We start from the raw sequence: 26,031 nt of genomic DNA, 5'->3' as shown, positions 1-26,031 counted from the left end.
AGTGATCACACCTCTGCCGGTGACACAGCCCGCTGATAGAGATGCCATGTGGTGTGGCCGAGGATTGGCAGGGTGAAGATCAGGCCAAGAAATGCCGGAACCAACGACAACAGCATGGTGACCGAGATGATCGCCGCCCAGCTCAGCATGACCACGGGGCTCTCGGTGACGACGCGGATGGAAGTTAACATGGCGGATACGAAATTGGTTTCCCGGTCGAGCAGCATGGGCATGGCAACAACGGTCACCGAGAACAGGACAGCCGACAGAAAGGCACCGACACAGGTGCCGATCGCCAGAAAGGTCCAGCCCTGCGGTGTGAAGAATACGATGTTCAAAAACCCTTCAAAATCCGAGAAGGATGATTTCTGCAGGGTGATCGCCAGCCAAAGGCGGATCTGGTAGGTCCATACCCAGAAAATGAACAGCGTGACAAAGGCCATCCAGCCCATTTCACGCTTGCGTTGATTGGCCATGACAGTGAGGATTTCGGACCAGCCGAAACTCTCACCCTTCTGCAACCGACGGGACATTTCATAAAGCCCGGCGGCAGCGAATGGTGCCACCAGCGGAAAGCCTACCGCTGCAGGAATGATCATCCAGATCTTTCCGAGCCAGACCAGACACCACACAAACAGGATGCCGAAAACCGCATAGAACAGGCCGAAAAAACCACTCATCAAGGGGCGCGCGAGGAAGTCAGAAAAGCCATCCTTCAGCGATGCGGTGATATCATCCACCGTCAGCCTGTTGACTTCAGGCATGGCTTGCTGCTGCGGCGACAGATTGTCGGGTGGCGTGGGACCCGCGGTCTTGGATGTCATGATAGAGTCCTCCCAAAGCATGAAACCGTGCTGGGCTGTTCACGAGTAGGCGCAGCGGTGAAACAGGCATTCCTCCTCTACGTAAAAGTCTGCATCAGGTGAAACGCGAGGGCAAGGGAGGAGTATGGCAGCCAAGCGACGCTATCGCGGGGAGTGCGTGCTCGCTTGGGCGTCTCAACTATACGAAATGGGTTGATACGGTCTGGAGCATGGCGAACAGCGTTTATTCCAGGCCAAACCCCGGTCGATGATGGTTCGCGGGACAAGTTCCCGTAAATCTACAGGCTAGACCTGGTAGCCTATTCTGCCCGATAGCGAGAATTTTGTCGCTTGCAGGCCGCTTTGTCGCAAACTCGCTAGTAGCCAACGCGTCAGCACGCATTATGCCTGCATGACTTGTCAGATCATCCCCAGCTGCTTGGGCCGCCGTGCAACCGGTTGTGACCTTGTGCCGATGTGTTGGTAACCACCCGCAAGGGTGCTTTTGTTGCTTACACTCACAAGAACACGGGATGATACATGACGACTGCGCTGCGCCTGGCCATTGATATTGGCGGCACATTTACCGACACAGTTCTGGTTTCCGGTAACGAGACCATGTTGGCCTCGACCAAGACCCTGACTACTCATCAAAACCCTGCTGAAGGCGCTATGGAGGGCGCACTTCGTGTCATGGCGCAATCTGGCCGGTCTCTGGCTGAGGTGACTGGGTTCATCCATGGAACCACCCTGGCAACCAACGCGCTGATCGAACGGCGCGGGGCCGTTGTGGCGACCATCTGCACCGAAGGTTTTCGCGATATCCTCGATATCGGGTACGAGCGGCGGTATTCCCAATACGATATCAACTTGGAAAAACCGGACCTGCTGGTCCCGCGGGAACGATCCCTGACCATAAGTGAACGGATGTCTGTCGAGGGTGAGGTGCTGATCCCCCTTGATGAAACGCAGGTCGATGGCCTGCTTGCCGAGATTGATGCAAGCGGGGCCGAGGCCATCGCCATCTGTTTGATGCATGCTTATGCCAACCCTGCTCACGAACGGCGATTGCGAGAAATCCTGAGCGAGCATCGCCCCAATCTGACGATTTCGATTTCTTCTGATGTCAGTCCGGAAGCGCGCGAATTTGACAGGCTCTGCACCACCGTGGCCAACGCTTATATTCAGCCGTTGATGGAGAGTTATCTGGCCCGTTTTGTCGACCAGTTCGAGGCCGAAGGGATCACCTGTCCGATCCTGATGATGACTGCAGGTGGTGGCATGTGCACGGTCGAGACGGCTGCCCGGTTTCCCATCCGTTTGGTCGAATCCGGTCCGGCGGGTGGGGCCATTCTGGCCGCGCGCATCGCCGCACGGGCTGGTTTGGACGAGGTTCTGTCCTTTGATGTGGGGGGCACCACGGCGAAGCTCTGCCTGATCGACAACGCACGCCCGCAAACCTCGCGGTCATTCGAAATCGCGCGTGCCGCAAGGTTTATCAAGGGGTCGGGCATGCCCGTGCGCATCCCGGTGATCGAGATGATCGAGATCGGCGCTGGCGGTGGCTCGATCGCGGGTGTGGATCGCTTGGGCCGCCTGACCGTTGGCCCGAAATCGGCCGGGTCTGAACCGGGGCCAGTGGCGTTCATGCGCGGAGGCACCGATCCCACCGTGACCGATAGCGACATCACCCTCGGGTACATTGTGCCAGATACCTTCGCCGAGGGGCATATCCAACTCGATCCCGAAGGGTCCAAGGCTGCACTGACCCGTGTGATTGGTGAAAAGCTGAACCTTGATGCTGTGGGCTCCGCCGACGGAGTCAGCCGTATCGTGGACGAGAGCATGGCCAGCGCCGGGCGGATGCATGCAGTGGAAAGCGGCAAGGACCTTGGACCGCGCACGATGATCGCTTTTGGCGGCAACGGCCCTCTGCATGCCAGTCGGGTGGCACGCTCTGCCGGTGTGTCGCGCATCGTGGTCCCACCTAATCCGGGCGTCGGGTCTGCGGTGGGCTTCCTGTTTGCGCCGGTTTCGTTCGAGATCGTCCGCTCGCGCTATTCACTGCTGGACAGTATGGATATGGACGGCGTGAACCGTCTGTTCGACGTTATGATTGCGGAGGCAAAGGAAGTCGTGGCCCAAGGCGCAGGCGATGCGCCGACCGAGATCCAACGCACCGCCTTCATGCGTTACAACGGGCAGGGGCACGAGATCGAGATCACCCTCCCTGATCGGGCACTGTCGGTCGAGGATATCACCCCTCTGACCGCTGCATTCGAGAAAGAGTATCGCAAACAATTCTCGCGCCCCGTGCCGGGGATGAAGATTGAGATTCTGAACTGGGCGGTGCGCGTCGCCACCCCCGATAGCGCAGTGCCGCCGGTGCCGGGAACGCCTGATAGGTCGGTGTTCGTCGTGACTGAAACACGCCCCATCACTTGTGATGTCGATGGTAAAGCAAAAGACGCGGCTTTTGTGGCTCGTGCTGATCTGAAACCCGGCGATCACGTCTCGGGCCCTGCATTGATCCACGAACCACAAACCACCACGCTCGTATCCGCCGATTTCTCGGCACATATGGATGCCATCGGCAACCTTGTCCTTGTTCAAGACCAGAAAGGAGGCGCATGATGACTGCCGAACTTTCCACCGCCCGCCTGCAAGTGATGTGGAACCGCCTGTTGGCGGTGGTCGAAGAACAGGGTCAGACCCTGATCCGCGCTGCTTTCTCGCCCATCGTACGCGAATGCGGTGACATCTCTGCCGGGATATTTGACGTCAACGGCCGGATGTTGGCTCAGGCCGTGACTGGTACACCGGGCCATATCAATACGATGGCCGAAGCCGTGCTGCATCTGCGCGCGCGCTTTGCATTGCAGGACATGAAACCCGGCGACATCTATATGACCAATGACCCCTGGTTGGCGTCGGGGCATCTGAATGACTTCCTGCTGATGATGCCTGCCTTCAAGGATGGCAAAGTGGTTGGCTTCACCTCCTGCACCTCGCATCTGGTGGATTTGGGCGGTCTTGGTATGGGTCCCGAAGGTTCGGATATATACGATGAAGGGTTGTTGATCCCGCCGTGCAAGCTGGTCGAAGAAGGGACGCCCAATGCGCTGCTGATGGATATCATCCGCGCCAACTCGCGTGAGCCGATCGCCAACGAGGGTGATATCTACGCCCTGATCGCTTGTTGCGAGGCCGGGGTGACTCGTCTGGTTGCGATGATGGACGAGTTCGGGATCGATGATCTGGACACGCTGGGCAACTACATTGTCGGCACGTCGCGTAAGGGCGCGTTGGAGGCCATCGCCGAGGTGCCCGAGGGCGTTTACAAGAACGTACTTCGCATGGATGGTTACGAGAACGAGTTGGAATTGCACGCCACTCTGACCGTCACCAAGGACGGGATGCATGTGGATTTCACCGGCACGTCGGGCTGTTCGAAAAAGGGCATCAACGTGCCGCTGAACTATGCCACGGCTTATACGGTCTTTGCCCTGCGCTGCATCGTCGGGCCGGATATTCCCAACAATGCGGGTTCGTTGGAGCCATTTACTGTCGATGGCCCCAAGGGTTGCATCCTGAATGCGCAGCGCCCGGTGCCGGTGGCGATGCGTCATACGCTGGGGCAGGTGACCCCCGATCTGGTGTTAGGCTGTTTGCATCAGGCACTGCCGGATCAAGTTCCTGCCGAAGGTGCCTCGTGCATGTTCGACCTGCCCATGCGCCACGCGCCCGAAGTCGCGGCAAATGGTGGGCGCGAGTTTGCAATTGAACCTGTGCACAACGGTGGCACTGGCGCGCGGCCCCATGCGGACGGGTTGTCGGCGACTGCTTATCCATCGGGGGTCTTCGGTTCTCAGGTCGAGATCACCGAAAGTGTGGCCCCTGTGATCATGTGGCGGCGGGAGCTGCTGCCTGATTCCGGTGGTGCCGGTCAGTATCGCGGTGGATTGGGCCAGAGGATTGAGATGACTTCGTCCAACAATGCCCCGTTCATTGTGTTCCTTTCTGTCGAACGTCTGAAATTCCCGGCCCTTGGTCGCATGGGCGGACAACCCGGTGCGCCGGGGCGGATCCGGTTCCGCGATGGTAATAGCGACATCCCAGGCAAGGGCGAACTGCGCGTGGAAGGTGATGACTATCTGATCTTCGACACGCCCGGCGGCGGCGGATTCGGCGATCCAGTCAAGAGAGATCCAGAGGCTCTGGCGCTGGATCTTAAACGCGGATTGGTCACGGATGAAGGCGCGAAGGTCTATGGGGGTGCGTCATGATCAGGGCAGTTGATCATGTCCGGCAGATGGCTGCCTACGCCTTGGCTGATCTGGGCGGTCCGGACACCGTTTCTCTGGCCCAGAACGAAAGTGCCTTTCCGGTAAGCCCGGCAGCAATTGCGGCAGGGCAGACGACACTGCAGCAGATGCCGCTCTATCCCGATCCCGACTGGCCCGAGCTTCGCGCTGCGATTGCCGAAACGCATGGTGTGACGGCTGAGCATATCCTGTGCGGGGCCGGGTCGATGGAACTGATCGGCTGCCTTATCCGCGCTTTTGCCGGGCCGGGTGACCGCGTGTTGGGCACGGATTACGGTTACGCCTATGTGGCCTCGGCGACGGCGCAGGTACGGGCGGACTATGTGAAAGCGCACGAGGTGGCTCTGACCGTTTCGGTCGATGACATTCTGGCGACTGTTGTGCCAGAGACGCGGATCGTCTTCGTTTGCAACCCGGGAAATCCAACCGGTACTCTGATCCCGAATGCAGACATTATCCGTCTGCGCGATGCCCTGCCGGAAGATGTTTTGCTGGTGGTCGACCAAGCCTATGCCGAGTTCGCCGATCACTCTCAAGATCCCGCCGAGATATTCGCGTTGGTGGATCGTGGAGATACTGTGGTCATGCGCACCTTCTCCAAGGCTTATGGGCTGGCAGGCGCGCGCGTGGGTTGGGGTCTGTTCCCACCTGCGGTTGCGGATGAAGTGCGCAAGTTGCTGAATCCCAACAATGTCTCGATCCCCTCGCAAGCCATGGCCGCGGCGGCGATGCGCGATCAGGCACATATGCGCGAAACGGTGGCGAAAACTGCTGCCATTCGGGATCGCTTTGCCGATGGGTGCCGGGCGCTGGGGCTGTCTGTTGCACCCAGCCATACCAATTTCGTATTGATCCGATTTGCAGATATTGAAACCGCGCATAGGGCGGACGCTGCCTTGCGGGCCGAGGGGCTGCTGATGCGCGGCATGGGAGGCTATGGTCTGGGTGATTGTCTGCGCGCCACGATATGCGAGCAGGACATCATGGACCGCTGTCTGGCCGTTCTGAAAGAGGTGACGTCATGACTCATGAGACCCGCACACGGGCTAAGATCGGCGTATTGGTGCCCTTCACCAACACCAATCTCGAAGCGGATATGATGCTGATGCGCTGCCCGGATACAACGGTGCATTTCCAGCGCATGGGTGGATATGACGTGGATGAGATTCCCGGCTCGGATCAGATGGCTGGTCTTGGGGCATCGGATATCAGCCATGACCTGAAGATGATCTCAGGCGTGCGACCCGATGTGGTGCTGTATGGTTGTACCTCTGCGACGCTGACCCATGGTCCGTCGTTTGACGAGCAACTGGCACAAGACATCAAGGCCGGATCGGGTGCGCTGTCGTTCACGGCGGCTGGGGCTTTGGTGGGCGCCATCAAGACGCTGGGTGTGACCAAGGTTGGCTTTTCTTCGCCTTATCTTGGCGAGATAAACATGCAAGCGGTGGACTTTCTGGCTCAAAACCAGATCACAACGGTTAAATGCGCCGATATTGGCCGCGAGCTGGGAAACTATGGTCAGGGTGAGCTGACCCCTGACGAGGTGTTCGATCTGGCCTGTCAGGCCGACCACCCCGAGGCCGAGGCCATTGTACTCAGTTGCACCGATATGCGTGCCGTCGAAGCCGTCGACCGGATTGAGGCGACATTGAACAAACCGGTTGTGACCTCGAACCAAGCGATGATGTTTGCGTTGATGCGAGCCTTGGAATTGCCTCGGCAAGGCAATGTGCCGGGGCGGTTGCTCGACCTTCTGTAAGCAAAGGTCGGGCTGATGACCCGGCCTTTTTTGTGCCTACGGTTCGTCCCCGCCAATCTCTTCTTTGCGCCTGGCGATATAGGCGTCCAACTCCTCGCGGATCGCGGGGTCCATCACGGGTTCTACATACTCCCGCAACGCTTGTTGCCAGATTTCGGTTGCCCGGTTCAGTGCAGTTTTCGATCCTGCGGCCTCCCACGCGCCGTGGTTTTGCCAGTCGGACAGCATCGGAGCGTAGAACGCGGTTTCGTAACGCTCCATCGTGTGTTCGGTGCCGAAGAAATGGCCGCCAGTGGGCACGTCTTTGATCGCATCAAATCCAAGTTCGCTTTCATCGAATTTCAGCGGCTTCAGATACTCGATCATGTTCTGCAGGATTTCCACATCCATAACGAGTTTCTCATAGGATGCGGTCAGCCCGCCTTCGAGCCATCCGGCCGCGTGATAGACCAGATTTGCCCCGCCCAGAACGGCGCCCCATGTGGCCATCATCGTCTCATAGGCAGCTTGCAGATCGACCACGTTCGAGGCGTTGGCGTTTGAGGTCCGGTACGGAATGCCATATCGCCGCGTTAGCTGGCCGCTGATCATGTTGGCCTTGGTGTTTTCCGGTGTGCCAAACGCAGGCGCACCCGAGCGCATGTCCACATTCGAGGTAAAGGCCCCGTACATCACCGGCGTGCCGGGATTGACCAGCTGGGTCAGGGTGACGCCAAACAGCGCCTCGGCATTCTGTTGCGCCAGCGCGGCGGGAAGGGTGACCGGGGTCATTGCCCCCATCAAAGTGAACGGTGTGATCGTAACCGGTTGGCCATGCTCGGCCATGGCGATCAAACCGTCACCCATCGCGTCGTCGAACAGGCGCGGAGAGTTGACCGAGATGATCGTAATGAGTCCCGGATCGGTACGCATCTCTTCCAGCGTCATGCCGCGTGCTATCGCCATCATGTTGATGCCGTCAATTGCACGGCCCCGTCCAATCGCCGTGGAGTGAAAGCTGAGGTCGCTATAGCTCAGGTTGGCGTTATAAGTGTCCAGATGCCGGTTATTGGCGGGCATCTCAAGCGGTGCAGTCACCTGATTGCCGATCAGGTGGATGGCGTTGAAGTGATGGGCCAGTCTGATGAAGTTGCAGTAGTCTTCATAGTTGCCCGGTCGCCGGCCGTTGATGCAGTCATGTACATTCGGCGGGCCCGCGACGAGGCCGAAATTGACATGGTTGCCCCCCATCGTGATCCGCTTATCCGGGTTACGACCCGTCAGCGTAAAGGTCCTGGGGACGGATTTCAGCGCCGCGGTAACGATGCTTTCGTCAATGCGGATGGTCTTGGTATCGCGGTCCACCAATGCTCCGGCCCTCTCGAACAGGTCCATCACATTGTCGCCCATGACGCGAATTCCGGCCTCGGACAGGATACGCATTGAGGTCGCGTGCAGCTGATCCAACTGCTCTTCGCTCAGCAGTTCCATTTTGGGGGATGTGTTGATTACATCCTGCCAGGGCAGCTGCTGGATGCTTGCACTGCTGCGATCACTTTTGCCCCGCCGACCACCGCCACGGGCGCTGCGTCTTTCTCGTGCCATGTCAGTATCCTCGTTGCGGGTTGACGATATTTGTCAGCGCTTCGCCCTTGCGATAGCGCCAGAGGTTGTCCGAAAACATCTCAACGGATTTGAGATCCCAGCCCTCGTAAACCGATGAGCAATGCGGGGTAATGATCACGTTGCTGAACCCCCACAGCACATGCACTGCAGGCAGAGGTTCGATGGCGAAGACATCCAGAGCGGCCCCTTTCAAGGTGCCGGTCTCCAACGCGTGTACCAGTGGAGCCTCGTCAATCACGCCCCCGCGTGAGACGTCAATGATCACCGCACCGGGCTTCATCCTGGCGAATGCGCAGGCGTTGACCAGACCCTTAGTGCTGTCCAGTAATGGCACGCAGGCAACGATAAAGTCGGCCCGCGGCCAGAGGTTGGGCAGGGCGTCCATGCCATGCACCTCGTCAACATTCAGAGTATCTTTGGGACGCGCACGCACGCCAATCGTGGACAAACCCATCGCTTTGCACCGGGCTGCGACGGCCATACCGGTTTGACCAAGGCCCAGGATCAACACGGTCTTACCGTCGATCGGTTCGACCTTGCCCGGGATCCAGTCCCGCCGTGCTTGAGCGTCTCGGAACCCGGGAAGATCCAGCGAGAAATGGAGCATCGCCCCCAACGCATATTGCGCCATCATATCCGCTGCGACGCCTGCGGCGTTGGTCAAGGTGAACGTCTCTGTATCCCACGGGTTCATATGATCCGTTCCTGATCCACCCACCGAGACCCATCTTACGCTGGGGGCATCTATCAACGCCTGACGGGGGAAGCCGGGCGTGCCCGCGAAGCGGACAGAATAGACCACCTCGGCTTGCGTATCCGCGATCATTTGGGGCAGAGCCTCGTAGCTGTCGCAGGTGTGGATTTCAAGATCCGGATGCTGTTGGGTGAGCACAGCCTTTGAGGCCTCGGGGTTGTCTGTGTGTAGAATGGTAACGGGGGATTTCACAGCGCGACCTCTTTGTTGAATTCCTGAGCAGCGGTTTCAATCATCTGGGTGAAAAGCGGTGCTTGAGATGTCGGCGAAGACGCAGAACCTGTCCTGCCCCTGATGCTCAGAGCGCCATGTGGTCGCTTCAATACGGCCGACGCGGATCTGGGCGATCTGGCTTTGGGCATAGGCCAGATTGTGGATGCCACCACTGTTGATCAAGGCATCATGGCTGGGTTTCAGATTGAGCGTGGCCGGGATATCTTCGGTCTCTGGGTACGTGTCCGACAGCGTGTATTTCAACAGACTCAAAGGCATTGCATTGGTTCCGCTTACGCCCTGTCAGGCGCGTCGTAGATCAATGCGCCCAGATCCGAGAACTTTGAGGTCGGAGCGGTCAGCCCCAGCACCGCGTCGCGAATGGCGGCAGCCCGGGCCTCGCCCAGCGATGGCGCGGCAAATTCCATGAACTTGCCGATAACCTCGTCTCGATCCATCGGAGCTTCGGGACCGCCGCGGGCATGTACATCGCCCGAGTCCAGATGACGTCCGTCTTTCAGCACGATGCTGACATCGGCGCAGCGGCTTTTGGGAAAACGATCCGAATGGCGCGCCGCCTCGGCTACGGAAATGCGCTCGACAATCGAGGCCACCAGCGGATCCGCGAGACCGGCCCCGGTGATATGTTCGACCCCGATACGCCCGTGGGCGACCATCGTGGCGACCGCAAAGGGTAGGGAATATTGTGCTTTTGAGGTGTCGTCGGGCATGCCCTGGAACAGACAGGCGCTTTCATGGAACGTGTTGACCTGAATGGACGCGATGTCGTGGTGGCTCAGGTCGTGTTCGCGCATCAATGCGCGCGTTGCATCAATGGCAGCATGTGCCCAGCGACAGATCGGATAGGGTTTTACGTACTGACGCTCCATCTGCCAGAACTGACCAAGGTCCTGCCAATGCGGGGCGACATCGTCAGCTTCGATGGTGATTGCAGGCGCTCCGGTGAAACCTTTCTCGGCCAAAATGGCCGAAGATACGCCCACCAGCGCGCCCCAGCCTGAGCCATCATGCAGCATGGTTGGATTGGCGATCTCGCGCATCATCTGGCTGCGGGGGCCGTGATATTCTGCAATGCCCATTGCTTGACGCATCTGATTTGCATCAAGGCCGCGCATCCGTGCGGCAAGCGCAACAACCCCCAAGGCGTTCCACGCTCCCGAAGTATGATAATCGCTTACAGTATCGTGCAGAGCGATGCCCGCACGTCCGGCGATTTCATAGCCGATGGTGACTGCGGCCAGTGCTTCGGGACCCGAGAAATCATCGACCGTCTCGGCAAGCGCCATCAGAGCGGGGACGATCACAACGCCGATATGCCCCTTGGTAGGATTGTACCCGTCATGCCCATCCAGATTGTCTGTCTGGGTGGCCGCGGCATAGGCTGCACCGGCCACGCTGACACGGCGGCCGTCGAAAACCATTCGCGCGCCAAGTGCGTCTTCGCCCGCACCATAGAGTGCCCGAGCCGTATCCCGGGCAATTGTTCCGGCGGCCATGGGACCAGACCCGATTGTGATGCCCAGCGTGTCCAGCAGCATGAGCGCTGCCGCTTGCAGTGTTGTATCGGGGAAATCCTCGACCTTGCTGGCAAGGGTAAAACTTGCAACCTTATCAAAAGTGTCCGTCACGGCTTGCCTGCATGCGTTGAGGTTTGGAATTCGGATGTCTCTGGCCAATTTAGACCTCTTTTCGGTATGCGGCACGAAAACAAACTGCGGGCTATGGCACCGGATTTTTTGTGACTATCGAACAGTCGTGTCGCGAACGAACCAGTTCTGAGGTCGCAAATGGGCGAAATGCTTCGGATTATGCGGCCTAATTGGCCTGATACCTGTCTCGGATGTGCCCGCTATGATGACTCTGCCTCACCTCTCCTTCTTGCGCTCATTCGAGGCTGCCGCGCGGCATTTGAGTTTCACCAGTGCGGCTGAAGAGTTGAACTGTACCCAGTCAGCCGTAAGCAATCATGTGCGTTCGTTGGAAGAGTTCATAAAACGCCCGCTATTCGTGAGGCATCCGCGGTCACTGTCGCTGACGGATGTGGGGAAAGCCTATTTGCCATCGGTGCGTCATGCGCTGCAGGAGATCGATGCAGCGACGCAGTCGATTGTCCAGCGCTCGCACAATCGAACCGTGGTCGTTTCATGCCCGGTCAGTCTGGCAGAGAACTGGCTGCCTGACGTCATTCAAGGGTTCGCAGAGGTCCACCCTGATATCGCTTTGACCGTACATGGCACGATCTGGACTGATGTCGAACCAAATGTCTCGGACTTATCCATCACGCTCAATCATGTTGATGACGTGGCAGACGGATTGACGCGATTGTGGTTGGACAAGTTGACCGTAGTCTGTGCGCCCGGTTTCGAGGTGAGGGGCAGCGCGCTCACCGAGCCGCAGCAATTGCAGGATGCGCGTTTGATCCACATTCTGGGCAGGCCCGCATATTGGGAAAAGATCGCGGCAGAGTTTGGACTTCAGGATCTCAATCAGAAAGAGGGCCCTCGGACCAATGCCTCCAATCTCGCGATGGAACTCGCCGCCAAATCGCTGGGCTGCGTGGCCTTGCCTAAATCACTTGTGCGACCCTACCTGGAGCGTGGGTTGCTGATCGAGCCCCTGGAATTTGATCTGGATAGCCCTTGGGCCTACTACGTCAAGCTCAGGGGAAAATCCGTAACACCCCCAGTTCGCCTGTTTCAGGATTGGCTGGTGAAGGCTGCTTCGGAGACCAATGCCCGACATGGATGATCAGCATATTCCGGCGCCAGAACGAACACGAAATCCAATGGTGCGCTGGCGCGGTTCAGTCGCCGGACCTGCTTTGTTCACTTTGAAGGACAAGCCAAATGTAAAGCCACGTTTGAAAGGTGCATCGGAATTGTCGAAGCTCTTGCACAGAGTTTTCGGATGCATTGGCCTGTATTATTTTGCAAGTCTTAGGTCGCGAACCACACTAAGTTTGGCGAAAGCAACACCACATCCACCACGCACGGGCACAACTACATGAGCCAATTTTCTGAAAGCCTGCAGGAACAGGTCCGTAACCGTTTCGCTCAGATCGATCATTGTCCCGAACAGGGTGAGCGGGTTTTCTTCGAAAACGCCGGAGGGGCGCTGACGTTGAATTCCGTGCTGGATAGTTCTGTTCGTTATGCCGCGATCCCGGACAATCAGGGGCGTGACAACCCGGGGTCTCATGCGCTGGTTGCAACGATCAATGCAGCCAAGGCGGATATGCGGGATTTCATGAACGCGCCCGGCGGGCAGTTTTTTGTAGGCGAAAGCGGAACCGAACTGTTGTTTCGGTTGATCATGAACGCCTGCCTGGGAACTGATTCCGGTATTGTGCTGGGATCGACTCTGGAGCATCCGGCGACGCGGTCGGCTTGTGACCGCTGGGCCCGTATTGCAGGGCAGGAACATGTACTGATACGCCATGATGACGCCACGGGCACCATAACCGCCGAGGCTTATGCCACTGCTGTGACGCCGGATACCAAGGTGGCTACGATTTTACACACCTCGCCCGTAACGGGAATGGGGGTGGATGTGGCTGCTGTATCGCAGGCCATTCGCGCTGTCGCGCCGGACTGCTTCATCATCGTGGATGGTATTCAGCATGCAGCTCATGGTCGGATTGATCTGACTGCCTACGATATCGATGGATACGTGATCTCTCCGTACAAAGTCTTTTCTCGCCATGGATACGGCGTGGCGTGGATTTCTGACCGTCTGACCCAACTCGAGCACAATGCTTTGCTGGATGGTCCCGCAGGCAATTGGGAAATGGGCACGCGCGACACCGGAGCTTATGCCACCATGTCCGACGTCGTGTCCTATTTCGAATGGCTGGGCAGTCAGGTGAGCGATGCCACCGATCGGCGCGGCAAGTTTCTGGCGGCAGGCGATGCCATTCACGCTCAGGAAAAGGCGCTGACCGATGCCATGATCCACGGCACCGGGAACCTTAGTGGTCTGGCCGAGATGGAAAAGGTCACCATTCTGGGGGGTGTCGACAATCCAGCGCGCGAGGGTCTGGTATCGCTGCGCGTTGAAGGTGTGGACTCGGCTGAGGTTGTTAAAAAGCTGAACGAACAAGGGATCCGCACGCATCTGCGCAAGGCGGACCATTACTCCGGCAACATCCTGACGCCGCTGGGCTTTGACGCCTGTGTGCGCGTTTCGATGTGCCACTACAACTCGATCGGTGAAGTCGCCAAGTTCCTAGCTGTCATGAAAGAGATCGCCGCTTGAGCAGCGGTGTGCCAAAGGACAAACACTCATGAAAACTCATGCACAAGCTGTTGTTATCGGTGGCGGGCTGGCCGGCTGCTCGATCCTGTACCATCTGGCCAAGCTCGGCTGGACCGATGTTGTGTTGTTGGAGCGCGACGAACTGACATCCGGTTCGACCTGGCACGCGGCGGCGAATATCCACGGGTTACACGACAACAACAACATTACGCGCATTCAGCACTATACGATGAACTTGTATAAAGAGCTGGAGAAGGAAACCGGTCAAAGCTGCGGCGTGTTCCAGCCCGGATCGCTTTATCTTGCTCAGACCGAAGAACGGGAACACCAGCTGCGTCTTCAGGAGGCCAAGGCGCGTTTCTATGGCCTGAATTTCCATGAGGTCAGCCGTGAAGAGGCGAAGGAACTTCACCCGCTGGCGCAGTTCGATGACATTCGTTGCATCATGTACGAACCAGATGGCGGCAACGTGGACCCGTCAGGCGTGCCTCATGCCTATGCCGCCGGAGCTCGGGCCATGGGTGCGACCATTGAACGGTTTTGCCCGGTGATCGCGACCGAACAACAACCTGATGGTAGCTGGATCGTGCGCACGCCCAAGGGCGACATTCACACTCAATGGGTGGTCAATGCTGCCGGTCTCTGGGGTCGAGAGGTAGCGGCTCTGGCGGGGCTGACGTTGCCGCTGCAACCGACTGAGCACCAGTATTTTGTGACCGAAACCATCGACGAGGTGGCCAATCTGGGCCGTCGTCTGCCCTCAATCGCCGACCGGGATGGCGAGTATTACTTCCGTCAGGAAGGCAACGGGCTGCTGATCGGTGCCTATGAGAAAAACATGAAGTTTTGGGCGGAAGAGGGCACGCCGTTGGACTTCGCTCATGATTTGTTCCCCGATGATCTGGACCGGATCATGGAGAATGTCATTCGCGCCACCGAACGTGTGCCGGTTGCTGCAACGGCAGGGGTCAAACGGGTGATCAACGGGCCCATGATCTGGTCGCCAGATGCCAATATGCTGTGGGGGCCGGTGCCCGAGCTGAAGAATTACTTCCTGTGCGGGGGGCTGATCCCTGGCTTCTCACAATCGGGGGGGCTGGGCCTGCTGGCCGCGCAATGGATGACCGAAGGCGAGCCTCAATACGACATGTTCGCCTGGGATCTCGCCCGCTTTGGTGACTGGGCTGACAAGAAGTTCACCAAGGCACGGGTCGAGGACGCCTATACCCACCGTTTCAAGATCCATTTCCCGAACGAGGAGCGCAGCGCTGGTCGCCCGGCCCGTGTGCGCCCGGCCTATGAAATGCAGAAGGAAATGGGCTGCGTCTTTGGCCTGAACTGCGGCTGGGAACATCCGCTTTGGTTTGCTGATGAACCTGGCACAGAAGAGACTAACGGCTTTACGCGCCAGAATTGGTTTGATCCGGTTGGATGCGAGGTGCGGATGCTACGCGAAAATGTAGGTGTCATCGACATCTCGAACTTCGCAAATTACGTCATCAAGGGGCCGGGCGCCTATGATTGGCTGGACCGTCTCGTGGCCAATCGCGTGCCTACCGAAGTGGGGCGCAGCTGCCTGACGCCGCTGATCTCGGTACGCGGCGGCGTTGCGGGCGACTTTACGATCACCAAACTGGATGATGATGAATACATGATGATCGGTTCTGGTATGGCCGAGCGTTATCATCAACGTTTCTTCAACATGGTGCCGCTGCCCGAAGGCACCACGCTCGAAATCGCGACCGATCGTATCGCGGGCTTCAACATTGCAGGACCCAAATCGCGCGAGGGGCTGGCGCGCCTGACCAATGCCGATCTGTCCAACGAGGCGTTTCGCTTCATGAGGTCCCGGAAAATAGCCGTTGCTGGAGTGGACTGTGTGGCCATCCGGGTCAGCTTTACCGGTGATCTGGGGTGGGAGCTGCATTGCGCGCAAGAGGATCAGGTCGCCCTCTACACCGCCCTTCTCGAAGTGGCAAAAGACTGTGGCGGCGGGCCGGTTGGCGGTCGCGCGCTGGGATCGCTGCGCATTGAAAAAGGTTATGGCTCCTGGGGCAGGGAGTATTCTCAGGAATACTGGCCACAAGAGGTCGGTTTGGCCAGCCTGATCAAGTTGGACAAGGGGTTCCTGCATAAGGAGGCCTATCTGGCGGTCAAAGACAACGCCCCGCGCGAACTCCTGTCACTGTTCGAGCTAGATGTGAGCGAGGATGCGGACGCGACCGGAGGTGAGCCGATCTTCTCGTCAGATGGTAAGCCAGTTGGCCGGGTGACTTCGGGTGCCTATGGCTATTCCGTTGGTAAGTCATTGGCGATCGGTTATGCCGACCCGAATGTCGCGCAACCCGGGGATGAGGTGGTGATCCAGGTTCTGGGTAAACCGCATACTGCACGTATATTGAAGGATGCGCCTTTCGATCCCGAAGGTAAGCGTTTGCGCTCCTAAGCAGTCCCGATGATTGCAGTTTGAGTGTTCGGCCACATGTCTGAACGCTCAAACATGTTGCGATTAACGGCCATACATTCGCTATTGGCCTGATGATTGTCCCTGGCGTTGACGTCAGGTCAGGCTTTCGCCGGTGAGAACCGTTTTCGGTACTCTCCCGGCGACAGCCCTACAATCTTGTGGAACATGCGGCGGAAGGCCGAGATATCCATGTAACCCACCGCCCGTGCAATGGTTTCGATGCTGGCCTGCGACAGCTCCAACCGTTCGCGGGCTTTGGCGACACGCAGCTGCTGAAGGTATTCCGATGGGCTGAGCCCGGTCGCGGATTGAAACCGACGTCCGAAAGTGCGCGGTTCAAGGCGCGCGGTACGGGCCATTTCGGACACGGTAACCGAACTTGCATATCGCATCTGAAGCCAATGTTGCACGCGAAGTATGGCATCGTCCCCATGGGTCAGGTTGGGCGAGAATGAGCTGTAGAAGCTTTGGGCTCGTTCGCCCGGGTCGATCAGGAAGAACCGTGCGACCTGCAGCATCACAGCAGGTCCCATAAAGCGTGCGATCAGACGCAGGCCCAGATCGGTCCAGGCCATCAAGCCTCCGGCGGTGATGATATCGCCATCGTCGATCAGCAGCCGGTCTGCCTGCAGCTGCACTTGAGGGTATTGATTGGCAAAGTCTGTCGCCAGTGCCCAGTGGGTTGTTGCCTGCCGTCCGTCCAACAGGCCGGTGGCTGCCAGCGGGAATGCGCCAGCGCAAATCGAACAGATCAATGTACCCCGGCGATGATGGCGCTGAATCCAGTTAACCAGGGCTTGTTCTTTCGCACCGCTGATGCGCTGGCCCAGAGCAGGAGGCAGGATCAATGCCTCTAACCGGCTGTCATCCCTGTTGAAATTTCGAATGACTTGCGTTTCCACAAGGCGTGGCCGTACGGAATGGTTCTGCTGGAACCGGTTGGCCACGGCAAACAGGTCCTGCAACCCGTGAATCGCGGCGTTTTGAGCCTCGGGATAGGCGGCAAGGCCGATGGTCAGAGCGGGTTGTGTCATTTGTCAGATTTAACGCGTTTTATGTCCAATGCGCCAGTCAACTTACGGCGACCGGTGCCTTAAATCAGCGCTGGATACAGACCGAGAAACGGAGACCAAGATGACTAGATCCGCATTGATCCTGATCGACATTCAGAACGACTATTTTCCGGGCGGCAAATGGGAGCTGCACAAGATCGAAGACAGCGCTGCCAACGCCGCTCGGTTGCTGCAGCAGGCCCGCGATGCCGGGCAGATGGTCGTGCATGTGCATCACGAGTTCCAGATCGACAACCCACCCTTCTTCGCGCCGAACACACCGGGCGCCGAAATCCACAGCTCGGTCACCCCGCAGGAGGGGGAACACAAGGTGCTAAAGCACTACGTCAACGCCTTTCGCGATACCAATCTGCAGGCACTGTTGGCAGAACATGAGGTGAGCGATGTGACCATCGCTGGCGACATGAGCCACATGTGCATCGACGCCGCCGCCCGTAACGCCGCCGATATCGGCCTGAACGTCACGGTGGTCGAGGATGCCTGCTCTTCCCGCGATCTGGAGTTCAATGGCGAAGTGATCCCGGCGGAACAGGTGCACAAGGCGTATATGTCTGCGCTGTCCTTTGCCTATGCCAAAGTTGTGACCACCGCCGACTATCTGGCTGCGGCATAAGCGGCAGTACGTAACGGAGATTACCATGACCACCCTCTACCACGCCCCCCTCACCTGTTCTCTGGCCGCACGTTTTGCTGCGGCCGAGGGCGGGGTCGATCTGGATATTGCCCCCCTCAATCTGGCCACCAAGGAATTGGCAGCCGGCGGATCGCTGTATGATATCAACCCGCTGGGTCAGGTCTCGGTTCTGGAACTGGAAGACGGCACCAGGCTGACTGAAACCTCGACCGTGATTGCCTGGATTCAGGCGCAATCACAGAACACGGATTTCCGCGTCGACCCGACCAGCCCCGAGTATTTCCAGATGCTGCGCTGGCTGGCTTTCTGCGCCACCGAGCTGCACAAAGGCCTGTTCCGTGTCGTGTTCTATCAGGAGGCCACCGACGAGGTAAAAGACCGCGTGCGCGCGCTTGCTCCGCTTCGGTTCGAGGTACTGGAAAACCACCTGAACGGGCGCGCTTATCTGCTGGGTGAGAGATTTTCGGCAGCGGACGCCTATCTGACCTGGTTCTTTGTGCTGTCCGGCTATGCGCAAGTGGATCACACCACTTATCCGAATATCGAGGCCTACCGTCAGCGCGTTCTGTCCCGCCCGGCGATCAAGGCATTGATCGAAAACGATACGCAACTGGATCAGGATCTGAAGCAAAATCTGTTTGCGGCCTGATCCATATCTCATCGTGACCGCGCCTGCGCGCGGTCACTGCGCCACTGATCCGAGCTTACTCTCTGAACGCCCGCACGAAGTAGTCCGCCATCGGCTTGATCAGATAAGACAACGGCGTTCGCGCATCCGTTTCGATGAACGCTTCAACGGGCATTCCAGGGAGCAACACCTGACCGTTCAATCGTTCTGTTTGACCGGTTTCGGGGATAAGCTCTGCGCGATAGAAGCTGAAACCGGTCGCTTCATCCGTAAAAACATCTGCCGATATGTTGATCACCTGTCCTTGCAGCTCCGGCGTTTCGCGTTGATTGAAAGCCGGAAATCGCAACGTCGCATTCTGCCCTTTGTGCACTTGATCAACGTGGATTGCGTCGACCTGTGCAGCCACCAGCAAAGGGGTATCCTGCGGTACGATGTACATCATGGGCTCTCCGGCCTGAATAACGGACTGGTTTGCAAACACGATGCTGCTGTGGATGGCCCCGGTTACTGGAGCGCGAATGTCCATGCGCAACAATTGCTCGCTCAGAACGATCCTCCGTTCCGACAGCTCAGCAATTTCAGCTTTCAACTCACGGATCTCGCTGATCGCTTCTTCACGGCGCATTGCCCGCAACTCAACGATCTGAATCTCGGTCGATGCGATCTGCCCGCGCAGACGAGCGATTGTTGCCTCCAATCGGCCAATTTCACCAGTCAGGCCAGCATCTTCCCGTTCCAGTGCGGATACGCGGCTGGCAGGCGTCAAACCCCTGTCAAACAGGCTTTTTTGGTCTTGCAACTCATTGGCAATCAATACCAGCTGCTTCTTCAGAGCGAACAGCTGAGCTTGCGTTCTTTCAATTTCAGCTTCGATCTGAATTCGCTGTTTGATCAGTTGCTCAATTTGTTGTGCCTGAGTTTCGGCGCGCGCGGCAAACAGGTCCAACTGACCGGATATGAGGCCTCCCGCGATCGCTTCCGTCTGCTGCAAGCTTTGCAATTGCTCCGCCAATTGCGCTGCGTCCGAGCCATCACGCTCAGCCTCCAGCCGGGCTGTCCGCACCAGGGCCTCGAACAACTGACCTTCAACGATCGTATGTTCCGAAGCGAGTATCGTGTCATCCAACCGCACCAGAACGTCGCCCTGTTGCACGCGGTCACCGTCTCGCGCAAGAATCTCGCCTACAACGCCGCCATCGGGATGCTCCACCACCTGCCGGTTGGATTGCACTTCAATCACGCCACTAGAAACGATGGCGCCTGCCAATTGGGTCCGGGTTCCCCACACGCCGAGACTAATCACCAAGATGGCCACTGCCGCAAATCCGACCGAGGCGGGCAGGGTGATATACCACGCTGGCCTTTTCAATTTGTTCATGTTGATCCACCAACCGAGCTGAGTTGCCGCTTGAGCAGGTTTGCGTTCTCGACCACTCCGCCAAGAATTTCGTCTCGGGGCCCGGCCCGGACTACGTGACCCTGCTCCATAACGATCAGTGCGTCGCATTCCGCGATGGCCTGAGGGCGATGCGTCATGATCAGAGCGGATTTACCTGCAGATTTAAGCGCACGCACGGCCCCGTTCAGCGCCTGGGTACCTTCGCCATCAAGCGCCGAATTGGGCTCGTCCAATACTAACAGAACCGGATCGCCATATAGCGCCCGCGCTAAGCCGATGCGCTGTTTCTGCCCCCCTGACAGAAGGCTGTCGTTGCCGTCAAGCATGGTGTCGTAACCGTCTGGCAGCCCCAGTATCATTTCGTGAGCATTGGCCTTTTAAGATGCGGCAACCACCGCATCGGGATCAGGGTCCAGTGACAGGCGCGAGATGTTTTCGGCTACGGTGCCTTGGAAGAGCGTCACTTGCTGCGGCAGATAACCAAGATACTGGCCCAATTCGACAGGGTCATACTGATCCAGCGTTGCACCGCCCAACCGGATCTCACCAGCGGTGGGTGGCAGCAGGCCCAGCAATGCCTTGGCCAATGTCGTCTTGCCCGAACCACTCTTGCCAATCACACCAATGCACACCAATGGCGGTGCCGGGCTCCAGCCGGAAGGATATATTGCGCAATGTCGCCTGTGCCGCTCCGGGAGGGATAAGGTTCAGAGACTTCACGTCCAATCTGGCCTAGGGTTCAGGCAGTTTGGTTCGCTTGGCCAGCGGCGGAGTTGTCTGAAGAAATCGGTCCAGAGAGTGCCAGGCTGTACGCGCCCGTTGAATCATGGACCATTGGCCGATTGATTGCTCCACCGGTGCCAAGGCCCGCCCCAGCAGGATCGAACCTGCGATCATTGCCCCCGGCGACATTTCATTGCGCAACACCAGCAATGCACCAAGGGCCAGCATCGCCGATTGCAGGAACAGACGAAGCGATTTGGTGAGCGATGAAAAGCTACCGCTCCAATCACTTGCCCGGATCGAATCCGTCAACGCAACCGAGCGTTGCCGCAACCAGCGTTCGGTCACGTTATGCTGCATGCCCTGTGCGCAAACGATTTCTGCCGCTTGCCTTGCGTGTTCAGAAAATGATGCTGCGTGCGCCGCTTGGGATTGCGCTGCCAGCAGTTTGCGCCGAGTCATGACTTCGTTCAGCACGGCGATGCCGATCAGCACCAATCCGCCCCCGAGCGCCAACCAACCCAGCCACGGATGGAACAGAAAAATCGCCGCCAGAAATAACGGGGTCCATGGGATATCCATCAACGCCAACAGAATGGGTGAGGCGCAAAGACCCTGTATCGTATCAAGATCTCGCAATGCCGAGGCTGGTGTGCCGCGCATCTTCGGGTTCAGCGCCCTGCGCAATGTCGCGGCAAATACGCGTTCTTCAAGCTGTGTTTGCAGCTGTGCTCCGAACCGCGCTACAATACGGCCGCGTGAAAAATCAAGCATTGCCATTAAGCCGTAGAGAAGTGCGACCAGCAGAAACAACGCCGTCAAGGTTTCGATTGCACGCGAACTCAGCACCCGGTCGTAGACCTGCAGCATGAACAGCGGGCCGGTCAACATCAGCAGATCTACTAAAACACTGAAGAAAAAAGCGATGCCCAAGAATGTCGTGCCGCTGTCGCGCGCTGAACGGAGTTCGCCTTTTCCGGGTGATGCAGAACGGCTTTCGGTCTTCACTTCAACATCCTTTCCACAAGGGCTTGGCGTCGAAAAATAGAGTGAATAAACATGATGCGCCCCCGGTAGACCGGAGGCGCTTGTGCCTTAAGGCTGGGTTCAGCCTATCTGGAACAGGTCCTCGGTCAGCTCTGGAATGCCGTCGATATTACCGATCTGGATGGTTGCATTGTCAAAATACAGCTCGACAAAGGTGCCGTCTGCTCCGGCGAACACATTGTCGTCGCCCTCGCCGAGAACGCCGTCGCCATTGGTGTCGAGATCAGCGAAGGAGGCATCAGACCCCAAACCGGTCAGGTTGATGAGATCATCGGCAGAGAAGTCTCCGATGACAGTCAGATTGTTCACGCCGCCGGTTGGCGCAAAAAAGTCTTCGGTGAACTCGAACACGTCGTTGCCTGCGCCGCCCAGAACGATGTCGACGCCAGTGCCTGCATTGATCGTGTCGTTGCCCGCACCTGCATCAATGAAATCACGACCAGAGCCTGCGTTGATTGTTTCATCCGCGTTCAGGAAGCTGCGGATCGTGTCGTTACCAGCGCCGGTATCGATGGTGCCTTCGCCTGTGAGCAGCGAGGTGACAAAGTCATCGCCATCGGTGCCGGTGATGTTGTTGGAAAAGGGGGAAAAGGTGAAAAGGTTGGCATATTGCTTCCTCTTGGGTAGGTTGAGCTTCAGATAGTCTTGTTTAAGTAGTCCGTGTGGACAGTTCTGCGTCGCTCAAAAAGCCATATGCATCCAATCAACGTTGCTATCGTTTTTTTGATAACCCGTGGATTGAATTGTTCGAGGAGGAAGCAATGAGGAAGTGTGCGATTGCGTCCTTAGGATTTGATGTAAGTTACTAATATATAAATATAAACAATAGGATATGGTGCGATTTTAACTAGCAAGGCACGTTGATGTAGAGGATGCCAACACCCAACGTTCGAGTTCTCATTGCGCGCTAGATGCAAATAGTTAGCATATTGAAAACGTGGGTTTTTGTTGCGCTTGCGCGCAATCGAGGTGGTTGCCCGATAAATCTCAGGCGCACCGAGAAAACAACTATGAGTAGATAATTTTTAGGGACATCTCATCACTGTCTAGCTAGCAAAAGATCGTAGCGATGGAGGTCGGCAATGAAGTCGGCGCGCGAAGAGAGCCCCTCGCACGCCGGGGTCAGGTTGTCAGGGTTGGTGGGCGCCCCTTAGTTGTAACCACCGACCAAGCCGAGGGCATCGAAATCGCGATGCAGGGTATTTGCAGCCAAGGTCAGGGCTTCGCCGTGACGTTCGATCAGTTCTGCCCGGCGGGCGGGGTCGCGCGTCGCTTCGATGGCGCCCCAGATCGCTGCCAGTGTCTCAGTGATATCGCGCAGGCGCATCAGCGTCTCGGCATCATCGGCAGCCGCAGCAATGACTGAGGGGGAAACCTTACCCACGCCCGGCACTGTCTGTGCGCCGCCGCTTGCGTACCCCTCAGGCAGATCGCCCTTGCAGTTGATCACTTTGCGATAGCGGATCGCGGACAGGATCTGATCCACCGCCTGTTTCGCGCCTTCAACACGCGAGGTGTGCTCGGTGTCGGCAGCGGCGTGGGGCAGCAACTCCAGACGATCGGGATAAGCCTCGATCAGCGGACGGTAGGGTACCATCGGGCCGAACAGGCTGCCGTCATCGGCGATGAAAAGATCGGCGTCAATGGCAGCATAGGCCACCTTGCCCGAGGCCATCGCGTCATTCAGAGCATCGGCATCGACAACTTCTCCGCGGTCGTAATTCACCAGAACCGCGCCGTCGTTTAACGCGTTCAGTACTGATGCTCCCACAAGACCCGCGTTGGCAAAAACACCATCTGCGCCCTTGGCGCCAAGACCTGTATGGGGCGAAAGCACATCGGCTCCTGTCGCGGCTTCTTCCGGAGTTGCGGCATAGATGAAGCCCTCGCTTTCAATCCACTTCCGATGAGGTTCACGGGCATAGATTGCGACCGTCATACCGAAGGCCTTACCCAGTTTGGCGACTTCTCGACCGATATTGCCATAGCCGATGACTCCCAGGCGTTTCCCTTCCAGCTTCTCGGTCGGGTAGTCTCGCAGGTGTTTGCCAGTGTCGAAATCGCCTGCAACGACACGCTCATGCATCTCGTCGACTTTGAGGTCCGGCAGAACACGCAGCAAAGCCTTCATCGCAGTCTGCGCGGTGGCGCGGCTGTTGAAGCTGGGGGTATTCATCAGCGGGGCACCACCACCTGCGCCGTCGCCGCCGCCCCAGCAGGCGCAGGCCATATTGCCGGTGCCAGCGCCGATGCGCACGCCGCCTTCGGGGAAGGTTGCATCTTCCGGAAAGAAGGTCGCCGCCGCGATCACCGCGTCATATTGGTTATCACAGCAGGCCGCTGTCAGTTCCTCGTGAGTGGACAGGTCTGGCAGATAGAAGAAATGTTGTCCTGCAGGCAGTTCAGAACCATCCCAGCCACCATAGGTGAATGTCGCGCCTTGTTCTTCCACATAGGCTTTGACAGCTGATGCGTCCGGTTGACCGTCGGAGCCGAATTTCAGGCCGACGAGGTCGGCGATCAGGATGCGATAGGCGCGGCTCGGATCGTCTTTGCGCACGTCCGATCCACCTGCAGCCGAGGCTTCGAAGGTCGTGCCTTGGGCGGCAAGCTCTTCCTCCAGCACGACCACCTTGGCGCGGTGATAGGCGTAAGAGATGTTTTCCAGCAGGCGCACGATATCCTCGGGCTCGCGAATGCCGCCGATCCAGGCGCGGTAGTCGCCCGGCGTGCCGGGGAAGGCGTTTACATAGCGCGCAGCGTCCAGGCCGGGGTCATAATCGCCATTCGGATGTGTCAGACCTTCATAGCCCAGCAGTTGTTTCGAGCGGGCGATGATACGCCCGTGAATGGCCGGATCGGTGATGCCGGGGTCATTCACCGCCAGTAGTGTTACGGCAGCGCCGCGTTTTTGCGCGTCGCTTACACCCGCGACCAGAAGATTCTGCCCGGCCAGCCACGCGTCGATCTTTGCCCGGTTGGCTGCCGAGCGTTGATTCATCACCTCGACCGAGCCGAACATCTTTTCGACGCGCAAAAGGCCATAGGTGGTTTCGGCAAAGGCCAGTGACGAGAAGGTATTGATCACGCCTCCGATCATCTTGTCGGCCGCGGCGTCGTAGAAGGGGCCAAGCCCAACGGTCTTTTCGCCGGTCAGCGGTTTTTTGGCGTCCGTCGGAACCACTAGCTTCAACTGGCGCGCGATGGCCCAGGCCGGGTTCTTTTGGTTGTCTTCGATCAGCTGCATGGCCGCTGGAGTGAAAGAGGCCAGGAAATACCCCGAGATACCGCCGATTGCCTTCTGAAACGGAGTGAAAATGTTGCACTTCGCCATGAAGGCTTCGACCACGTCTTGCGGCCAGGGCATGCCGCCGAGCATCGAGGTGGCGTCGATCATCGCGTGGCGGTTTGCTGGATCACGGTCCAGCCATTCCAGCAGCGACTTCACTTCTTCCGTGGTGTAAGTGGTGGCGCCGGTCGTCTCGTGCCCAACGCCGACAAACAGGGTGATGCCCATCGTCTCCAGTTCATCAGCGGACGGGATAGTGCCTTCCGATCCCGAGAACACGACCTTGTCTTCGTGGCCGTTGGCTGCGAATTGCTGCAATTCCAGGATCTGGGCGCCCCAGCTTTGACGGAAGAATCCGCCCTTGGTCGCTTCCTCGGATTCCGGACGCGGGGTGTCGACGAACAGTTTCTGGCCGTCCAGGTTTGGGTTCATCAGATGCATGATGGCGACGGTGAAACCGCTGTGGCCGCCGCCCAAGCCCACGGCCATCGGATTTTCCTTGGGGAATCCGAAATAGCGGTGAATGTGAAACATCATGTCACGCAGGATCGCGTCCGCCGGATAACCGCGGTGCATCGAACGCCCGATTTCAGCCGTGGTGAACGGGCCGAGGTCGTTACCTTTGTCATCTACCTTGCGATAGGTGCCCTCCAGCCAGCGGTCAAATTCGAAGCGGTTCTTGCGCCCGTCAGCTTCGTCCTGAATTACGTCAGTGATCGGGCCTACGCCAAAGAACGGGTTGATGGTCCGGGGTGGTGGTCCGTTATGTGTCGCTTCGATCGAGAGTTTGCGCTGCGCTTCAAGGTCACTCATAGTCCACCTGCTTGGTTGCGTTAGAATCCGGTCTGAGCGCATCGTAAACTCCGGTTCACTATCGGAAACATCAGTTTGCGAACTTTTCACGCAATCAAGCGTCAAAATCCTGCAAAATAGACAGGGTGCTGTTTGTGGAAGGACGTTGAGCGTAGTGATGGATTTCAACGCTCAGCACCTCGAGTGCTGCGATATCAACAGAAGCTAAGACTGGACTG

Annotated in this window: 18 protein-coding genes and 2 pseudogenes; 9 read left to right on the top strand and 11 right to left on the bottom strand. The window is 58.0% G+C overall.

Features of this window, described 5'->3' with window-relative positions; all coding sequences use genetic code 11:
* Positions 1–5: 5 nt before the first annotated feature.
* Positions 6–824 carry a DUF2189 domain-containing protein gene (locus ACR0AZ_RS10955; RefSeq protein ID WP_480472430.1) on the bottom strand — a complete coding sequence of 273 codons (819 nt, stop codon included), beginning with the start codon at positions 822–824 and terminating at the stop codon, positions 6–8.
* Between the two features lie 519 nt (positions 825–1,343).
* On the opposite strand from ACR0AZ_RS10955, the gene ACR0AZ_RS10950 reads away from it, so the two are divergent.
* From ACR0AZ_RS10950 to ACR0AZ_RS10935, 4 genes are read left to right on the top strand one after another with little or no spacing between them, the layout of a single operon-like run.
* Positions 1,344–3,437, top strand: coding sequence for a hydantoinase/oxoprolinase family protein (locus tag ACR0AZ_RS10950; protein ID WP_480472432.1), 2,094 nt, complete (start codon positions 1,344–1,346; stop codon positions 3,435–3,437).
* Entirely contained in the window at positions 3,437–5,089 is a 1,653-nt protein-coding gene (locus tag ACR0AZ_RS10945) for a hydantoinase B/oxoprolinase family protein (RefSeq protein ID WP_480667440.1), read from the top strand. Before ACR0AZ_RS10950 ends, ACR0AZ_RS10945 begins: the two co-directional genes overlap by 1 nt.
* Positions 5,086–6,153 carry a pyridoxal phosphate-dependent aminotransferase gene (locus ACR0AZ_RS10940; protein WP_480667439.1) on the top strand — a complete coding sequence of 356 codons (1,068 nt, stop codon included), beginning with the start codon at positions 5,086–5,088 and terminating at the stop codon, positions 6,151–6,153. Before ACR0AZ_RS10945 ends, ACR0AZ_RS10940 begins: the two co-directional genes overlap by 4 nt.
* Positions 6,150–6,890 carry a maleate cis-trans isomerase family protein gene (locus tag ACR0AZ_RS10935; protein WP_480667438.1) on the top strand — a complete coding sequence of 247 codons (741 nt, stop codon included), beginning with the start codon at positions 6,150–6,152 and terminating at the stop codon, positions 6,888–6,890. Before ACR0AZ_RS10940 ends, ACR0AZ_RS10935 begins: the two co-directional genes overlap by 4 nt.
* Positions 6,891–6,926: 36 nt before the next feature.
* Here ACR0AZ_RS10935 and ACR0AZ_RS10930 read toward each other — a convergent pair whose 3' ends face one another.
* The 4 genes from ACR0AZ_RS10930 to ACR0AZ_RS10915 are packed head-to-tail and all read right to left on the bottom strand — an operon-like array spanning position 6,927 to position 11,111.
* The gene (locus ACR0AZ_RS10930) at positions 6,927–8,474 is read right to left on the bottom strand and encodes a trimethylamine methyltransferase family protein (protein ID WP_480667437.1); all 1,548 of its coding nucleotides are present in this window, start codon (positions 8,472–8,474) and stop codon (positions 6,927–6,929) included.
* Position 8,475: 1 nt separating this feature from the next.
* Positions 8,476–9,441, bottom strand: coding sequence for a D-2-hydroxyacid dehydrogenase (locus tag ACR0AZ_RS10925; protein WP_480667436.1), 966 nt, complete (start codon positions 9,439–9,441; stop codon positions 8,476–8,478).
* Between the two features lie 36 nt (positions 9,442–9,477).
* Positions 9,478–9,741, bottom strand: a complete 264-nt coding sequence (locus tag ACR0AZ_RS10920; protein ID WP_480658884.1) for a hypothetical protein — start codon at positions 9,739–9,741, stop codon at positions 9,478–9,480.
* Between the two features lie 14 nt (positions 9,742–9,755).
* Entirely contained in the window at positions 9,756–11,111 is a 1,356-nt protein-coding gene (locus tag ACR0AZ_RS10915) for an MmgE/PrpD family protein (protein WP_480667435.1), read from the bottom strand.
* A 226-nt stretch (positions 11,112–11,337) separates the two neighbouring features.
* Between ACR0AZ_RS10915 and ACR0AZ_RS10910 the strand changes: the two genes are divergently transcribed.
* The 3 genes from ACR0AZ_RS10910 to ACR0AZ_RS10900 all read left to right on the top strand — a co-directional run bounded on the left by ACR0AZ_RS10910 (position 11,338) and on the right by ACR0AZ_RS10900 (position 16,183).
* Positions 11,338–12,231: a LysR substrate-binding domain-containing protein gene (locus ACR0AZ_RS10910; protein ID WP_480472448.1), complete on the top strand. Its 894-nt coding sequence runs from the start codon at positions 11,338–11,340 to the stop codon at positions 12,229–12,231.
* 255 nt (positions 12,232–12,486) lie between these two features.
* Positions 12,487–13,737, top strand: coding sequence for an aminotransferase class V-fold PLP-dependent enzyme (locus tag ACR0AZ_RS10905; protein WP_480472450.1), 1,251 nt, complete (start codon positions 12,487–12,489; stop codon positions 13,735–13,737).
* Between the two features lie 28 nt (positions 13,738–13,765).
* Positions 13,766–16,183 carry a GcvT family protein gene (locus ACR0AZ_RS10900; RefSeq protein WP_480667434.1) on the top strand — a complete coding sequence of 806 codons (2,418 nt, stop codon included), beginning with the start codon at positions 13,766–13,768 and terminating at the stop codon, positions 16,181–16,183.
* Between the two features lie 119 nt (positions 16,184–16,302).
* Here ACR0AZ_RS10900 and ACR0AZ_RS10895 read toward each other — a convergent pair whose 3' ends face one another.
* Positions 16,303–17,238, bottom strand: a complete 936-nt coding sequence (locus tag ACR0AZ_RS10895) for a GlxA family transcriptional regulator (protein WP_480667433.1) — start codon at positions 17,236–17,238, stop codon at positions 16,303–16,305.
* 100 nt (positions 17,239–17,338) lie between these two features.
* Here ACR0AZ_RS10895 and ACR0AZ_RS10890 point away from each other — a divergent pair, with 100 nt between their 5' ends.
* Positions 17,339–17,890 (top strand): cysteine hydrolase family protein, encoded by a 552-nt coding sequence (locus ACR0AZ_RS10890; RefSeq protein ID WP_480667432.1) that lies wholly within the window; start codon positions 17,339–17,341, stop codon positions 17,888–17,890.
* 25 nt (positions 17,891–17,915) lie between these two features.
* The gene (locus tag ACR0AZ_RS10885; protein WP_480667431.1) at positions 17,916–18,560 is read left to right on the top strand and encodes a glutathione binding-like protein; all 645 of its coding nucleotides are present in this window, start codon (positions 17,916–17,918) and stop codon (positions 18,558–18,560) included.
* Positions 18,561–18,615: 55 nt separating this feature from the next.
* Here the strand turns inward: ACR0AZ_RS10885 and ACR0AZ_RS10880 are convergent, their stop codons facing one another.
* From ACR0AZ_RS10880 to ACR0AZ_RS10860, 5 genes and pseudogenes are all read right to left on the bottom strand, one after another.
* Entirely contained in the window at positions 18,616–19,920 is a 1,305-nt protein-coding gene (locus ACR0AZ_RS10880; RefSeq protein WP_480667430.1) for an HlyD family type I secretion periplasmic adaptor subunit, read from the bottom strand.
* Positions 19,917–21,672 (bottom strand): annotated as a pseudogene (locus ACR0AZ_RS10875) (type I secretion system permease/ATPase). Before ACR0AZ_RS10875 ends, ACR0AZ_RS10880 begins: the two are co-directional and overlap by 4 nt.
* Before the next feature lie 99 nt (positions 21,673–21,771).
* Positions 21,772–22,020, bottom strand: coding sequence for a hypothetical protein (locus tag ACR0AZ_RS10870; RefSeq protein ID WP_480667429.1), 249 nt, complete (start codon positions 22,018–22,020; stop codon positions 21,772–21,774).
* A gap of 51 nt (positions 22,021–22,071) precedes the next feature.
* Positions 22,072–22,167 (bottom strand): annotated as a pseudogene (locus tag ACR0AZ_RS10865) (hypothetical protein); the annotation flags it as partial.
* 694 nt (positions 22,168–22,861) lie between these two features.
* The gene (locus ACR0AZ_RS10860; RefSeq protein ID WP_480667428.1) at positions 22,862–25,813 is read right to left on the bottom strand and encodes an NAD(P)-dependent oxidoreductase; all 2,952 of its coding nucleotides are present in this window, start codon (positions 25,811–25,813) and stop codon (positions 22,862–22,864) included.
* Between the last annotated feature and the right edge of the window lie 218 nt (positions 25,814–26,031).

The organism is Ruegeria sp. BE3, assembly GCF_056538865.1.
This window is presented reverse-complemented; position numbering and strand designations above follow the sequence as displayed.